Origin of the sequence: Brevibacterium mcbrellneri ATCC 49030 (assembly GCF_000178455.1) — a bacterium.
Taxonomy (GTDB): Bacteria; Actinomycetota; Actinomycetes; order Actinomycetales; family Brevibacteriaceae; genus Brevibacterium; species Brevibacterium mcbrellneri.
Genome location: NZ_ADNU01000016.1, coordinates 1 through 14,424, shown reverse-complemented (window position 1 = coordinate 14,424; position 14,424 = coordinate 1). Strand labels below are relative to the sequence as shown.

General features: G+C 58.1%; 13 protein-coding genes and 1 tRNA gene. 7 read left to right on the top strand and 7 right to left on the bottom strand.

What is annotated here, in order from left to right; all coding sequences use genetic code 11:
• Window positions 1–94: 94 nt before the first annotated feature.
• Window positions 95–526, bottom strand: a complete 432-nt coding sequence (gene mraZ / locus HMPREF0183_RS02120) for a division/cell wall cluster transcriptional repressor MraZ (protein WP_005882343.1) — start codon at window positions 524–526, stop codon at window positions 95–97.
• A 309-nt stretch (window positions 527–835) separates the two neighbouring features.
• Between mraZ and HMPREF0183_RS02115 the strand changes: the two genes are divergently transcribed.
• The 3 genes from HMPREF0183_RS02115 to HMPREF0183_RS02105 are packed head-to-tail and all read left to right on the top strand — an operon-like array spanning window position 836 to window position 5,048.
• Window positions 836–1,786 (top strand): AAA family ATPase, encoded by a 951-nt coding sequence (locus HMPREF0183_RS02115; protein ID WP_040347711.1) that lies wholly within the window; start codon window positions 836–838, stop codon window positions 1,784–1,786.
• Entirely contained in the window at window positions 1,786–2,922 is a 1,137-nt protein-coding gene (locus HMPREF0183_RS02110; protein ID WP_005882339.1) for a DUF58 domain-containing protein, read from the top strand. Before HMPREF0183_RS02115 ends, HMPREF0183_RS02110 begins: the two co-directional genes overlap by 1 nt.
• Window positions 2,919–5,048 (top strand): transglutaminase TgpA family protein, encoded by a 2,130-nt coding sequence (locus HMPREF0183_RS02105; RefSeq protein ID WP_005882337.1) that lies wholly within the window; start codon window positions 2,919–2,921, stop codon window positions 5,046–5,048. Before HMPREF0183_RS02110 ends, HMPREF0183_RS02105 begins: the two co-directional genes overlap by 4 nt.
• A 2-nt stretch (window positions 5,049–5,050) precedes the next feature.
• On the opposite strand, the gene HMPREF0183_RS02100 is transcribed toward HMPREF0183_RS02105, so the two are convergent.
• Both HMPREF0183_RS02100 and dinB read right to left on the bottom strand, forming a co-directional pair.
• On the bottom strand, window positions 5,051–5,449 hold the full coding sequence (locus HMPREF0183_RS02100; protein ID WP_005882335.1) for a DUF3040 domain-containing protein: 399 nt from the start codon (window positions 5,447–5,449) through the stop codon (window positions 5,051–5,053).
• A 15-nt stretch (window positions 5,450–5,464) separates the two neighbouring features.
• Complete coding sequence (gene dinB / locus HMPREF0183_RS02095; RefSeq protein WP_005882333.1) at window positions 5,465–6,745, bottom strand: DNA polymerase IV; 1,281 nt, start codon at window positions 6,743–6,745, stop codon at window positions 5,465–5,467.
• A gap of 24 nt (window positions 6,746–6,769) precedes the next feature.
• Between dinB and HMPREF0183_RS02090 the strand changes: the two genes are divergently transcribed.
• Window positions 6,770–7,834 (top strand): polyprenyl synthetase family protein, encoded by a 1,065-nt coding sequence (locus tag HMPREF0183_RS02090; RefSeq protein WP_005882331.1) that lies wholly within the window; start codon window positions 6,770–6,772, stop codon window positions 7,832–7,834.
• Between the two features lie 28 nt (window positions 7,835–7,862).
• Here HMPREF0183_RS02090 and HMPREF0183_RS02085 read toward each other — a convergent pair whose 3' ends face one another.
• Window positions 7,863–8,195: an Rv2175c family DNA-binding protein gene (locus HMPREF0183_RS02085; RefSeq protein WP_005882330.1), complete on the bottom strand. Its 333-nt coding sequence runs from the start codon at window positions 8,193–8,195 to the stop codon at window positions 7,863–7,865.
• 104 nt (window positions 8,196–8,299) lie between these two features.
• On the opposite strand from HMPREF0183_RS02085, the gene HMPREF0183_RS11990 reads away from it, so the two are divergent.
• Entirely contained in the window at window positions 8,300–9,400 is a 1,101-nt protein-coding gene (locus HMPREF0183_RS11990; protein ID WP_005882328.1) for a lytic transglycosylase, read from the top strand.
• Window positions 9,397–11,289: a Stk1 family PASTA domain-containing Ser/Thr kinase gene (gene pknB, locus HMPREF0183_RS02075; protein WP_005882326.1), complete on the top strand. Its 1,893-nt coding sequence runs from the start codon at window positions 9,397–9,399 to the stop codon at window positions 11,287–11,289. Before HMPREF0183_RS11990 ends, pknB begins: the two co-directional genes overlap by 4 nt.
• Window positions 11,290–11,317: 28 nt before the next feature.
• On the opposite strand, the gene HMPREF0183_RS02070 is transcribed toward pknB, so the two are convergent.
• From HMPREF0183_RS02070 to HMPREF0183_RS13470, 3 genes are read right to left on the bottom strand one after another with little or no spacing between them, the layout of a single operon-like run.
• Window positions 11,318–12,682 (bottom strand): class II 3-deoxy-7-phosphoheptulonate synthase, encoded by a 1,365-nt coding sequence (locus tag HMPREF0183_RS02070; protein WP_050775320.1) that lies wholly within the window; start codon window positions 12,680–12,682, stop codon window positions 11,318–11,320.
• Window positions 12,683–12,709: 27 nt separating this feature from the next.
• Window positions 12,710–13,177: a bifunctional nuclease family protein gene (locus HMPREF0183_RS02065; protein ID WP_005882321.1), complete on the bottom strand. Its 468-nt coding sequence runs from the start codon at window positions 13,175–13,177 to the stop codon at window positions 12,710–12,712.
• A gap of 2 nt (window positions 13,178–13,179) precedes the next feature.
• On the bottom strand, window positions 13,180–14,004 hold the full coding sequence (locus HMPREF0183_RS13470) for an FHA domain-containing protein (RefSeq protein ID WP_005882319.1): 825 nt from the start codon (window positions 14,002–14,004) through the stop codon (window positions 13,180–13,182).
• A gap of 344 nt (window positions 14,005–14,348) precedes the next feature.
• On the opposite strand from HMPREF0183_RS13470, the gene HMPREF0183_RS02055 reads away from it, so the two are divergent.
• Window positions 14,349–14,422: transfer RNA gene (locus HMPREF0183_RS02055), tRNA-Pro, on the top strand.
• Window positions 14,423–14,424: the final 2 nt, after the last annotated feature.

The window sequence follows — 14,424 nt, the reverse complement described above, 5'->3', positions numbered from 1 at the left end:
CCTGGCACCGGGGAAGTGTGTCAGGACTGGGGCTTTGGAACCGGGGAAGTGCTCCAAAACAACATGGACGAACAGAGATCGGAATCCAGCAACATCAGAAGACTCCCTGGATGACTTCGTCGGTCCGGTCCGCGAATCCTTGTTCGGTTTCGTTCAAGTAGGACTCCCATGTGTGGGCGTCCCAGATTTCAACCCGATTCCCTAGGCCGATCACCGCAAGTTCACGCTCGAGTCCCGCGTATTTGCGGAGAATCTGCGGGATGGTGATGCGCCCTTGTTTATCGGGTTGTTCTGCCGAAGCCCCAGAGAGGAACACGCGTAGGTAGTCACGTGCGTCCTTACTGGTCATGGGTGCGGTTCGCAGTTTTTCGTGGACTGCCTCGAACTCTCGGGCTGAGAACAGGGTGAGGCAGTGCTCTTGTCCGCGAGTTACTACGAGTCCACCGGCCAGTTCCTCCCGGAACCTTGCGGGCAGGATGAGGCGACCTTTGTCATCGAGCCGCTGCATATGCGTACCCAAAAACATGCCGTCTCACCCCTTTCGAAACTCCACGAGCTTCGACAGGGACCACTGTACTCCACTTTCCCCCACCAAATACAGGTTATTGCCCATAAACACCCTGAGAACATATATAACCGCAGGTCAGATAGGTGGAGGAAAGTGGGAGAAATTCTCGCACCTACCTAGAATTCTGGCGTTGCAACCGTGTTCGTACCAGGTTTCACCGCACTTCAAGCGCCATGGGGAGGAAAGTGGAAGCGCCATGGGGAGGAAAGTGGAGGCGCCAGGTGGGGCAAAGTGGAGATGCCTGGAGCAATGAGCCAAAATAGAGAAATGAGCACACCCACAGAGGCAGAAATCGCATCCATCGCTGACCTTGCGGCCCGCGCCCGCAACTCCATTAATACGGTTCTCGACGGCAAAGACCGCGTTGTTGAGCTCAGCCTGATTACTCTTTTGGCTGGCGGGCACCTTCTCCTCGAGGACGTTCCGGGCGTAGGTAAAACCTTGCTCGCTAAAGCGCTGGGGCGAGTGGTGGATGGCTCAGTTCGACGCATTCAGTTCACACCGGACCTCCTCCCCTCCGACGTCGTGGGTGTGAACTTGTTCAACCAGGAAACCCGCCACTTTGAGTTCCGCGCAGGACCAGTTTTTTCCAACGTCGTCATTGCCGATGAAATTAACCGCGCTTCGCCTAAGACCCAGTCCGCAATGCTGGAGTGCATGGCGGAAGGACAGGCGAGCGTCGACGGGACCACATATCTCATGCCACAACCGTTTATTGTGGTGGCGACTCAGAACCCTATTGACATGGAAGGCACGTATAGCCTTCCAGAGGCTCAGCGAGACCGTTTTATGATCCGCACCTCGGTGGGTTATCCGTCGGTTGAGTCCGAGGCTCAAATGCTGGCGCACAACACTGGACGCGATCCTCTTGATGAGTTGAGCCCTGTGACCACGTTGGATGAAATTGAGCGTGCCCGCACGGTGGTCACGAATGTCACTGCAACGGATGAGCTGCGCGCCTATATGGTCCGCTTACTCACCGCCACCCGATCGCATGACGCCATTTCCGTGGGGGTATCTCCACGTGGTGGTGTGCTGTTGCTGCGTGCAGCTCAGGCCCATGCTGTTCTCAACGGTCGCAACTACGTGACACCTGATGATGTGCAGAACTTGGCTGAAGAGGTTTTAGCTCACCGCATTATCGCGGTTGAAAGCGACCACCCTGAACACACTTCTCAACTGATCCGTGACGTGGTGGCCGCAACTCCGGTTTCCTGATGCGCGTTACGACTTCTGGCATTGTCTTTCTGATTGCAGGCGTGAGTCTGTGTATTGCCGCGTACCGTTTTCAGCTTCCCGCGCTGTTGCCCGTGGGTATTCTGTTGGTGTTCCTCACGGTTTTTTCGCTTCTCTTCGCGCTTGTGACCAGTACCCGTATGAAAGTAAAGCTCCGGGCGTTCGCGCCGCATGTCAGCGGATATCCCCTCACGTATGTGGGAGCTGACACTGATGTGCGTGTCAGCGTGACGAACGCTCTTCCATTTCGCAGTGGCGCGTTTTATCTGGAAATTGAACCAGAAAACGGGTTCGGTTTCCCGCAGGGCGTCAACGTGCCGTCTGTAGCTGGCGGTGGAACCGTCGAGGTGGACGCGACCTTCACTCCTTCAGCCCGAGGTCTTCGCGGGCTTTCCGCTGTCACAGTGGCGATCAATGGTCCCTTTAGGCTGACGATGTTTAAGAAGAAGGTGTCTCAAGGGCTCAAAGTTGCGGTGGCTCCCCCGCGGGTTCAGTTGGCGGGACCGGGAATGAGTGGCCGCCCTAATCCGCTGGCTGAAACAGACCGCTTGTCACGCGGAACTTCAACCCGTGATTCCTATACCCGCGAATATGCGCCGGGCGACGACTTGCGCCACGTGCACTGGAAAACGGTTGCGCGAACCGGTCAGTTGATGGTCAGGCAAGAAGCGGATGAAGATAATCCTGCAGCTGCTGTGATCGTGCACGGGGAAGGCATTTCGCACCCCGTCAAGTTCGATCTTTTGGTCTCCGCGGCAGTGAGCGCCACTCATGCTCTCACCCGGTCTGGTTTTACGGTTCACGTCGTTATGGGTGAACAGTCGGTTCGAGCCGAGGCAGGTGAACGCAATTTACCGGTCGACGTCTTAGCTGCCCGCGCAAGTGCAACACCGGCGCGCATGCCGTCTGCTCGCGAAGTGCGCGCCTTGTCAGAACTTGTTGTCTGTGCCCCTGACCCTGACCACGTTCCGCGCATTACCGGGGGCCAACGTGTTCGCACTCACCGGTGGTACGCCTCGGATATTGACAGTGAAACGATTGAGGATATGAACTTCACAGGCATGTTCGGCGGCGATGTGGATCTTCCTGCTCAGTGGAGCCTGCGAGGTGTGGCATGAGAATAGTGTCAGCTCTCACAGTGTTCGTTGCTATGGTGCTCTCCGTGGTCGCGACCTCGGCTGTTTTCAGCGACTGGAACTGGTTCGTGCCCACCGTGGCGGTCATCTTCCTTACGGTTGCGACAGGGTGGCTGGCGCGGCTGTCCGAGGTCGCACGAAGCACCGGACTCACCGTGCTCGTGCAGTTCGTAGTGGGGTTTTTTGCTGTCATTGCAGTTACCTTGCCAGAAACTACACTTCTGGGAATCATCCCTACAGGGAGCAGTTTTACTGAACTCGCAGGGTCGATCGCACAAGGCTTCCGCGATGTCTACGCTGCTCCCGCTCCAGCCCCATCGACTGCTGGGCTGACCGTCCTCGCAGCCGTGTCTTTTGCGCTTCTGACCATGCTGGTGGACTGCCTGGTCCACGACCTGCACTTAACCCACCTCGCCGGGGCGTTAGTCCTGGCCACGTGGCTCATTCCCGTGTTCATCGCGGCTTCATCAATCCAGTGGTGGCACACGTGCGCCGTAGCGGTCGCGTTCATTCTGCTTTTGCTCACTTCACATGCCGGAACGTCGCGCGGTTTCTTATGGGCTGTCACAGCCGGCGCTCTTGCCCTTTTCTTAGGTATTGGCCTCCCCCTTCTCATGCCACCGATTGTTCCGCAAGCGAACAAGCCAGCTGGGGACGACCAGAACGTCAAAGTCATCAATCCGTTCCTCGATCTGCGCGCCAATCTGACCAATAAGAGTGACGACGTCGTCTTCTCCTACGAATCTACCGACCCACTCGAACCTCCTGTGCGGTTAACCTCGGTGACGGAATTTGACGGCAAGAAGTGGGCCCCAGCGGCTTTCTCTTTTAAACGCGGAGCCTCTCCCGACGCGGGCCTCCCCGCAGGCGACCTCGGGCCGGACATTGAAGCCAACACCTACACCAGCACTTTTGCGATTACCGGGCTTGGTGGCAACCACTTACCGGCACAGTATGCGCCACTGGAGACCTCGGGCCTGGGCGACAGGTGGATCTACGACCGCGACACTCTCACCATAGTGGGTAACAACGTGGGTGTTGACGGTCTCAACTACTCGGTGAAGTACCGTTCGGTTGAACCCACTGCAGAACAGTTGAAAAAGGCTCCGTCTGCGAATAAGGACGCCTTTGAGCAGTATTTGAAACTGCCCAACGATCTGCCCAGCGACATCCGGGAAGAAGCCACCAAAATCACCAAGGACGCTGAAACAGACTGGGACAAAGCCGCGAAGATGCAGGCGTACTTCCGTGACTTCGAATACTCGCTCGACGCTCCTAACGAGGCCTCAGGAAGTGTTCTTTCCCAGTTCATCAAAGACCGTCGCGGGTACTGTGTCCAATTTTCAGCAGCGATGGCCACGATGGCGCGCATGGAAGGGATCCCGGCGCGCATCGGCGTTGGGTTCACTGCCGGCGAGCCCAATGACGCTGGCGGTTATGACGTGACCATGCAACGGTCCCACGCTTGGCCAGAACTGTACTTCGAAGGTGCAGGATGGGTGCGTTTCGAACCCACTCCCGGAGGGCCCGCCGGTCCTCCACCTCCGTGGTCGATTGAAGGTGGCCAGGCCCCTGAACCGGAAGAGCCTACTCAGGAGCCCTCAGAGGAGCCCGCGCCAGAAGAAGAGGAGGCAGCCGAACCCACTCCCACCCCATCGGAGGAGCCGGCGCTTGAAGAGGAACCGGAAACCACCTCGGCGGTTCCGCTCCTTGTGGGAGCAGGCGTGCTTGCGTTGATCCTTCTGGCTCTGGTGCCGTGTGTATTGCGCACTCGCGCCCGTAGCCGGCGCTTGCGCACCCCACTGGACGCGAATCTGGTGTGGGAAGAAATCCGGGCGACCGAGGTGGATTGCGGTTACTCTGCTCCTGCGTCAGATACGCTTGCCAAGCGCGGTCGAGACCTGGCCGAACAATATCCTGACCACGCGCAGGACATTGAAGCGCTCATAGGTGCATTGGAACGCGAACGCTACGCAGGCACTGCCCGAGAAGCCCTGGATATTGACGCGCGCGGGCTGGTCGCAGATGTGAAAAAGGACAGGACGGGCTCAGTGATTGCGCGTGTACGAGCCACCCTGTGGCCACGGAGCTTGTGGAAGAAAAAGTAAGGTCAGAACGAACCGCGACGCTTGTCCCAGCGTTCTTCGACTCGGTTCATGAAGCCACCTTTGTTGGGCTTGTTTGCCTTCCCCTGAACCTTGGGAGCGGACCCTTTCGATTTTCCTGCCGGGGCCACCGCGAAAGCGTAGTAGGCGCCTCCCACCATGAGGAAGAACCCGAGCACTCCACCCACGGTGGAGAGAGGTGAAGTCAAAAAGAATACTGCGCCCAGGGCTACGGCTAAGCCGACGACCATCACCAACGTGCCAGTGACGAGGTGTTTGGGTGACAGTGCGATACCTGCTGGGCTGTGGGATTGTGAAATGCTTTGCGCAAATCGAGGGTCTTCATTTCGCAACTGCTTTTCCAGCTGGTCAAGAAGTTGCTGCTCATGTTCCGACAGCGCCATCACAAATCCCCCATTTCAAAGCTCGGTATCCCTATCATAGTCGGTCTTGCGCGTGGGTGCGTCATGGGTTTTATCAGGATTCGTACGAATGAGTGACGCACGTGAAATTGCGCCCTTCCCAAAACGATTCCGAACAGCGTCTAGCGCGATTTCTGAATCCCGCTTTCCGGTGCCGTGATCTTCCAAGGTTGCTTGCCGTCCCACCTCGCCGAGGTCGTTGAGATCCGCCGCGCGAACGCCCAGTAGGCGCACCCCGGTCCCTCGTTTGTGCAGGTTAGCCAGGGCAGGCAGAAGGGCGTCGCGGAATTCACTGGCGACGTCGCTGGGTGCTTCCAAGGTCGCGGACCTGGTGAAGGTTGAGAAGTCCGAGGTGCGATATTTCAGGCCCACGGTTCGGGCTGCTTTACCTTCTTTGCGCACTCGGCTCGCCACGGTGTCAGCTAAGCGGATGAGCTCGAGTTCAAGTTCGTGGAGCGAAAAGATGTCGGCTGGGAAGGTGTGTTCGGCACTGATCGAATGGTCCCGTACCCGGTTTGGGTCTCGTGAGTCCTCGCCATGGGCAGATGCGTATAGACCTTTTCCGTGTGCACCAAAGCGGGCGTTGAGCCAATCGGGAGAACACGCAGCGAGCTGACCAATAGTGGTGATTCCATACCGTGCGAGTTTGTCTTGCGTCTTACCCCCTACTCCGGGGATTGCTTCAACTGGCATGTCGTGAAGAAACTGGGCAACTTGAGCGCGGGGAACAATCAGCATGCCGTCGGGTTTGGCCCTGGCAGACGCCATTTTTGCGACCACGCGAGAATGGGCGACTCCAATTGAGGCAGCCAAACCAGTAGCCTCGCGGACCTGGGCGCGCATGTCCTGAGCGATGACCCCCGGGCGTCCCAGTCTGCGTACGGCCGAAGCGACGTCGATATACGCTTCGTCGACGCTCACTTGATGCACCTCGTCGGTAAAGGTTTTCAGAATGTCGAAAACCCGGGCGGAGTACTGGGAGTACAGGCCACGGGACGGTGGGATCACCACGGCAGACGGGCACTGGGCGAGTGCCCGGCTCATGGGCATGCCCGCATACACCCCATATGCTCGCGCTTCATATGAAGCCGACACCACCACTCCTCGACCTGCACGGCCGCCCACAATCACCTCGGCGCCCTTGAGGTCTGGGCGATCTAACAGCTCAACGGACACGAAGAAGGAATCCATATCCACATGCAGGGTGGTACACCCGGTGTCGTCGCCGGACAGTGCGGACAGGTCCCCACCAGACCGGGCGAGTTGCTTGCGGCTCACACTTCCCCCTGTAGGCTTGCAGGCATGGATCGGTTACATCAGCCTGCGGACATTATTGCCCACGTCGACGCTGTTTTGGAACAGGAACTTGGCACGTTCGCTCATGAACTGGCTGGTTTGTCGCCCGTGGCCTCTGAACTCACCGACCCGATTCGCGCCTTCTGTGTGGGGGGAAAGCGGATTCGTGCGCTCGCCACGTGGTGGGGATATCAGCTGGCTGGTGGCACCCACCCAGGAATCGCGCATATGGCGGCGAGTGTTGAACTTCTTCACGCGGCCGCGCTCATTCACGACGACATCATTGACAACTCCGATATGCGGCGGGGTAACCCTTCCACTCACGCGTTCTTCTCCCAGATGCACGGCAGCGCAGGGTTTGAGGGAGACGCCCGGAGCTTTGGCATCAATGCCGCGATCATTGCCGGTGACGTGTGCCTAGGGCTGTCCGAACAACTGTTCAACGCTTCCGGTCTGAACGTGACTGACCCGAATGTCCGGGCCACACACGACGCGTTTCGTCGAGATGTCATGATGGGGCAATACTTAGACATCCGGATCCAAGCGGCACCGGTCCCGGACTCCCAGATTGTGGACCGGGCCATGGAAGTGCTCACGTACAAGTCCGCAAAGTACTCGGTTGAACAGCCCTTTGAACTGGGGGCGCGCTTGGCAGGTGCAAAGCCTCAGTTTGTGCACGATCTTTCGGCGTTTACCTTGCCACTAGGACAAGCTTTTCAGCTGCGAGACGATGAACTAGGTGTGTTTGGCGATCCGCAAGCGACCGGTAAGCCCGCGGGTGATGACCTTGTTGAAGGTAAGAAAACCGTTCTTGTGGGGCTGGCGTTGGCACGCATGAACGATGAGGACGCCCGGTGGTTCCGTGAGCGCTTGGGAACGGACACAGACACCGACCGCATGATTGCGCTCCTGGACGAGTGCGGTGCGAAACGCGAACACGAAGAGCTCATTGAGACCAAACTTCAAGACGCGTTCGTTGCGCTGGACACTCTGGGCCAGCACGGCGTGAGCTCGAACGACCTGGAGCTTTTACGCGCCTACGCCAACCGACTCACACGCCGGGATACGTGAGGGTTAGTACGTAAGAGCGCTACGGGTTTTACAACGCCAGTGCTTGAGCACGCCTACGGACTTCTGCTTTAGCACCTTTTCTCAAGTGGTCAATGGGACGTCCGGGAAGCGTTTGGTCTTGAGCGAACAACCAGTTGATGATTTCTTGGTCGTTCATACCCGCGTCGTCCAAGAGCGTGATGGTTCCGCGCAGAGCAGGTACCGGTTCGTTGTCCTTGAAGAACAGCTCCGGAATCTTCACCACGTGCCCATCCTTAACTCCGCACACATACCGGTCCTCCAGCAGGCGACGGACCTTCGACGGAGTGACTCCCAGAAGCTGGGCGACTTCTTCACGTGTGAGCCATGTGTCAACAGTCATGGTTTAAGAGTACTTGCGACACGCCGCACTGCAAACCCACCTAAACATGGCTCGCCGCAACTAATCTGGAGGTGCGAAACCCGTCTTCCCCCGGAGCATTTTTCATGACCAATTTCCGCTCGTCGCGCCAACGACCTCCGCGCACGCACCCCGGTGCCGATGCGCTCGAAGTCGAGGCTCTACTCCAGCGGGAACAGGAACAGCCACGCAAACTACCTGAACGCTTTGAAGAACGCCCGCTCATTGACGACGCGCCCGGATTCACCTCGGGCACCCTGACCGAGGCCGTTCCAGTCACGCACGGGGGTCGCACCTACCGGGTTAAAAGTTCAGACACAATACTGAGCATTGCGAAAAAACATGGGGTGTCGATTCCCGCTCTGGTGGAACTGAACAACTTGACAGGAGGGGCAGTACGTCCCGGTCAGATTCTGTCTCTGCCAGAAAAGAATGTTGCTCCCCCACCGGCATCGCACCGCGTGCGTCCGGGTGATTCGCTGGAATCCATTGCGTTAAAGTACTCAACTTCTGTGGGTGCGCTCATGCGAGCCAACGCCATGACCAGTCAACACATTGTGGTGGGTGAACTCCTGATGTTGCAGGGATCAGGCGCAACGTCCGGCAGGACCCGTCCCACATTTGACCACCGTCTGCCTAAACTTCCCACACACCACGGTGACGAACCGTACCCAGAGTCCGTTCTTGCAGCCGCGCGATTTAACAAGTGGGCACTGTCCACCAAACCTGCACCACGCCACGACTGGGTGTACGCAACTCTCACGCGGCTGGCTTCAGAAATTGGTGTGAGCCCACACCTAGGTCTTGCGATTGCCACTCAAGAGTCTGGCCTGAATCATCGAACCGTCTCCCCAGTTAACGCGATTGGCATTATGCAGGTGACGCCACGGGCCGGAATGTGGGCGTCTTCGCTCGCGGAGCGTCAGCTCAACATCACCGACCCAGCTGACAATATCGTGGCCGGACTCGTGATTCTCCGCTCACTTATTGGCTCAACCGAGTCGGTACCAGCCGCAATCGCCGCATACTATCAAGGTGCTGCAAGCATTGAAACGCACGGTCTCGCAGCAGATACACGCGCATATGTACGTGCCGTCCAAGTGCTCGCCAATCGGTACGCAACAACCGGATCCACGCAGTCAGCTGACAGCCACCTCGGCGGCCCTTCTGCGGACGGTGAACAGTGAAAGACCCTCTCGTAGGCACCGTGCTCAATGGTCGCTACCGTGTTGATGACAAAATCGCGCGCGGTGGGATGGCCATGGTGTACCTGGGCACCGATCTGACCACAGACCGGCAGATCGCCATCAAGGTCATGCACGCGCACCTGGCAACAGATTCATCGTTCGTTGAGCGGTTCGAACGCGAGGCCATGAACGCGGCACGGCTAGAGCACCCCAACTTGATTTCAGTCACTGACCAGGGTCGCGATGGGGACGTCGTGTACCTGGTGATGGAATACCTCGAATCCGTCACCCTGCGCAAGGAACTTCGCCACCGGGGCAAACTGACACCTCGGCAGGCGATCGTCGTCAGCAACGCGATCTTGGCAGCGCTCGAAGCTGTCCACGACGCGGGCATGATTCACCGTGACCTCAAACCGGACAATGTCCTGCTGGGCACGGAAGGCACAATCAAACTCACCGATTTTGGGCTGGCCCGCGCGGTCACCACGGCAACAACCACCAAAACGCTCATCGGAACGGTGGGGTACGTGGCGCCGGAGCTGGTCACCCGGGCGGGAGCGGACGCACGCACCGACCTGTACACGCTGGGCATCATGCTGTACGAAATGCTCACCGGGTCCCAGCCGTACACCGACGAGGTGCCCATTCAGGTGGCGTACCGGCACGTGCACGACCGAGTGCCCGCCCCCAGTGAAGCGCTCCCAGGACTGCCACCAGCAATCGACGCTTTGGTGCTGTGGGCGACCTCGCCGGAACCGGAAGATCGGCCAGAGTCTGCCAGAGATTTTAGGCAAGCGTTAACGGAGGCGCGTGCGGAACTTAGCGATGACGAGCTCGATTTTGGTGCAACAGACCCCGTGGATGACTCCGGACCAGTCATCACAGCGACCGCCGATGTCGAATCGTCAGACCCGATTGAGCTCCCTAACGAAAAGCCCTTGGTCAGCGAAGATGTGGAAGAGGAACGCGAGGAGCTGGAACACGGGGCGCAAAACGACGCCGTTGAGGCGCTCTCCCCCACTACCGTCGTACACACCGCTGAAGTGGAGGAGCGCAAAGCCGACGATGAGCACGCAAAGGTAGCGGCCACCTCGGCGCCCGATCCCCGGGTAGCGCGTAGGCGGCGCACCATTTTTGCCCTGATCGCGGTTGCCGCCATCGTGGCACTTGTTGCGTCTGGGATTGTGTGGAACCGCCAAGCGTCGAACGCTCCTAAGGAAGTACCAGCGATTGCCACTGGCGTGGAGCAGTCTGACGCGAAAAACATGGTTGAATCGGCTGGTTTGACCGTTGCGATTACCCAAAAATTCAGTTCAGACGTACCTGCTGGCAGGATCCTCGAAACGCACCCTGCCCCGGGAACACAGGTCGAACCGGGTGGCACTGTCACGCTGGTGGTGTCTAAGGGTAAGGACCTGGTTGCTGTTCCAAAGCTCACCGGTCTCAAACGTGGCGACGCGGACAAAGAAGCCGAAAAGGCTGGAGTCACGCTTGGCAACGTGGAGGACAAGTACTCTGACGCACCCAAGGGTGAAGTGATCCACCAGTCTCACAAGCCCGGTGACAAGGTTGAACGCTCTCAGCCAGTGAACATTACGGTGTCGAAGGGCGAAGAGCCTATTTCGGTGCCAAATGTGAAAGGTTTGGAGTTTAAGAGCGCCTACCACAAGATGCTCAGGCTAGGTTTCCGAGTGGGAACCGACGAGCGGTACCACGACACGGTTCCAAAGGGACGGGTCATCTCGCAACACCCCGCCCCTGGAACACCTAAGCACCCGGGCGACTTTATCCTTCTGCGTATTTCTAAAGGGAAGAAACCTGCAGAGGACAAAAAGCCTCAAGATGACAAGAAGGACGAAGCTAAAAAGGGCGAAAAGAAGGACAAGTAGCCCTTCTAATCCCCTAACCCCTGGTCCGTCAGTGAGACGTCAGGTACTCCGCGACTTGGAATGCCATTTCGAGTGACTGGTCGTGGTTCAGGCGTGGGTCAACACGTGTTTCGTAGCGACGACGCAGGCCCTCTTCGTCGATTTCAGCGCCTCCACCCATAACTTCGGTGACGTCGTCACCGGTGAGTTCCATGTGGAGACCGCCCGGAATGGTTCCAGCTTCTGCGTGTGCGTCGAAGAAGCCCGAAACTTCGCTCATGACGTCTTCGAAGCGACGTGTTTTGTAGCCGTTGGAGCTGGTGATGGTGTTTCCGTGCATGGGGTCGCACACCCACGTGACGTGTGGAAGGTTCACACTTGCGAGCAGTTTCGGGAGGCGTTCGCGGATCGTTTCTGCGCCCATGCGGGTAATGAATGTGAGGCGCCCTGGAGTACCGTTTGGGTCGAGTTTTTCGGCCAGGCGCAGTGCGTCATCGGCGGTGGCTTTAGGGCCGAGTTTGACGCCGATGGGGTTCTTCACACGGGATAGGAAGTCGACGTGTGCACCGTCAATGTCGCGGGTACGTTCGCCGATCCACAGGAAGTGGCCGGATGTCCCGTATGGTTCGCCAGTACGTGAGTCGATTCGGGTGAGCGCCCGTTCGTATTCGAGGAGGAGCGCTTCGTGAGCGGCGAAGAATTCTACTGAACGCAGGTTGTGGAAGTCGGCGCCGCAGGCTTCCATGAATTTGAGGGCCCGGTCGATTTCGGCTGCGGTGCGTTCGTAGCGCTTGTAGTTTTTGTTGGCGCTGAGGAAGCCGCGGTTCCACTGGTGGACGAAACGCAGGTCTGCGAAGCCACCGGTGGTGAAGGCGCGGATAAGGTTCAGCGTAGATGCCGAGGTGTTGTATGCCTCGAGTAGGCGTCGGGGGTCGTGGCGGCGGGCTTCTTCTGTGAATTCGTGCGAGTTGACGATGTCGCCGCGGTAGGACGGAAGGGTGACGCCGTCGCGTGTTTCGGTGTCTGCTGAACGGGGTTTTGCGAATTGGCCCGCCATGCGTCCGATCTTCACGACAGGTACTGATCCACCGTAGGTGAGGATGGCTGCCATTTGCAGAATGGTTTGAACGCGACGGCTAATTTGGTCAGCAGTTGCGTCTGCGAAGGTTTCTGCGCAGTCCCCACCAGCAAGAATGAAGGCTTCTCCGCGTGAGGCTTTTGCGATGTGTTCGGTGAGAACGTCTGCTTCACCGGCGAAGATCAGTGGTGGTTGCTGGCGTAGTTCGGTGAGTGCTGTTTCGAGTTCGTCAGCGTGGAGATAGGTGGGTTGCTGTAGCGGGTTGAGTTCTCGCCAACGTTCCAGACCGTCAATAGTCTGTTGTGTTGCTTGAGCGGTCCCTGCAGCGGTGAACATGTTGTCGTTCAACTTACCTACCTTCTGTTAGTCAAAATCTTCGGGCGACACGTGGTCGAGGAACTCGCGGAATTGTGCGACTTCTTCTTCGTCGGCTTGGGGCGCGTCGATTCCAATGTCGTCGAGTAGTTCTTGAGTGGTTTCGATTGTGCACTGGGAGATGAGTGCCATGGCGACGGCGTCCGAGGGGCGGGCGGATATGACTTTGCCGTCGCTTAAGTGGAGTTCCGAGTAGATGATGTGTCCGTCTCGGTGGGTGATGACGACTCGGTCGAGTTCGGTACCGAATGCCTCGATGATGTCGACGAGCAGATTGTGGCTGAGAGGCCGAGGTGGTTCCCACCCGCGTTCAGCGATTCCGATTGCGTTAGCTTCTTGGGCGCCAATCCAGATGGGCAGGAATTTGGGAACGTCTACTCCTTTGAGAAGGAGGACGCGCTGGTTAGCGGGCATCTCGACACGAATGCCCACGACTTCAACTTCGATGTGAACCACTGTTACTGGCGGGGGCGTTGTTGGAAAATCATGCGGAATTTTCCGATTTGCACGTCAGCCCCGTTGCGAAGTTCTACTGAGTCGATCAGTTGACGGCCCACGTAGGTTCCGTTGAGTGATCCGGTGTCACGCAGTGTGAACCCGGACGGGGTGCGCACGAATTCTGCGTGTTTGCGAGAAACGGTGACGTCATCAAGGAAGATGTCAGCATTGGGGCTGCGTCCAACTGTGACGACGTCGGTGTCAAGCAGGATTTGCGCGCCGGCATCAGGGCCGGAGACGACGACAAGGAGCGCGTCTGTGTCTTGGAGGCGGTTCAGGTCTGCTACGGGCATGACTTCGCCGGTGCGTGGGTCGTAGATGCCTGGCACGTTGTCGTGTTGTTGAGCGGGAGCCTGTTGTGCAGGCTGGTGTTGATCTGTCCGTTCGTTGGCGCCACTTGGTGCGGGTTCAAACGACTGGTGCAGGGCTTGTTCTGAGGACCCCGCTTGTGGGTCGATGCCACCACCGTACGGCCCTGGAGTGGTTCCGCGCTGTGGTGTGGAGGCTTGGTGAGGAGCAGAGCCCTGCTGTGGCGCGGATGCCTGCTGGGGAGCGGGCGCTTCCTGGTTGGGTCCACCGAAGGGGTTGAACGGGTTGGCGTTGGGCTGAGGTTGCGCCTGTGGTGGCACGTCCTGCTGTTGCGAAGGCACGTCGTGGTTCTGCGCACCACCATTAGGTGAGTCTTCGTTAGCAGGGCCACCTAGCGGGAACTTCTTAGCTTTTTGACCCGAGTCCTCCTGATACCACGAGTCGCCCTGACCAGTAGGCTGGTTGGGTTGAGACATCAGACCCCCTCGATCACGTGTTGCAAAAACCACTTAGTGTTCACTTGAGTTATCTGCTCAAGCATAGCCGTTCTCATCATATCGTGGCCGATATTGCGAGCCGATAGTACAAACAGCTGAACACATGCAGGCTAGCACTTTTGCACACGTCCGTGTAGCTTGCGTCACCGAATGATCATTTACTGCACTATTTCATTGTTTGTTGCACTACTTCTATCGGTTAAACGCCCTGCTGTGATCGGCTAACTTCCTTGTTGCGATCAGCTGACCGGTCACTGGCGAAGCAAATTGCTTTTGCTCATAGTCCATGTGTACACTAGCCGAGTTCGTGCGCAATGCATATACGGGCTATGGCGCAGCTTGGTAGCGCGCTTGACTGGGGGTCAAGAGGTCGTGGGTTCAAATCCCGCTAGCCCGACA

Bases quoted from the DNA above. Each gene is read 5' to 3' on its own strand.
- mraZ (WP_005882343.1), bottom strand. From the start codon at position 526: ATGTTTTTGGGTACGCATATGCAGCGGCTCGATGACAAAGGTCGCCTC.
- HMPREF0183_RS11990 (WP_005882328.1), top strand. From the start codon at position 8,300: ATGACCAATTTCCGCTCGTCGCGCCAACGACCTCCGCGCACGCACCCC.
- HMPREF0183_RS02070 (WP_050775320.1), bottom strand. From the start codon at position 12,682: ATGTTCACCGCTGCAGGGACCGCTCAAGCAACACAACAGACTATTGAC.
- HMPREF0183_RS02090 (WP_005882331.1), top strand. From the start codon at position 6,770: ATGGATCGGTTACATCAGCCTGCGGACATTATTGCCCACGTCGACGCT.
- HMPREF0183_RS02105 (WP_005882337.1), top strand. From the start codon at position 2,919: ATGAGAATAGTGTCAGCTCTCACAGTGTTCGTTGCTATGGTGCTCTCC.
- HMPREF0183_RS13470 (WP_005882319.1), bottom strand. From the start codon at position 14,004: ATGTCTCAACCCAACCAGCCTACTGGTCAGGGCGACTCGTGGTATCAG.
- HMPREF0183_RS02100 (WP_005882335.1), bottom strand. From the start codon at position 5,449: ATGGCGCTGTCGGAACATGAGCAGCAACTTCTTGACCAGCTGGAAAAG.
- HMPREF0183_RS02115 (WP_040347711.1), top strand. From the start codon at position 836: ATGAGCACACCCACAGAGGCAGAAATCGCATCCATCGCTGACCTTGCG.
- HMPREF0183_RS02085 (WP_005882330.1), bottom strand. From the start codon at position 8,195: ATGACTGTTGACACATGGCTCACACGTGAAGAAGTCGCCCAGCTTCTG.
- HMPREF0183_RS02110 (WP_005882339.1), top strand. From the start codon at position 1,786: ATGCGCGTTACGACTTCTGGCATTGTCTTTCTGATTGCAGGCGTGAGT.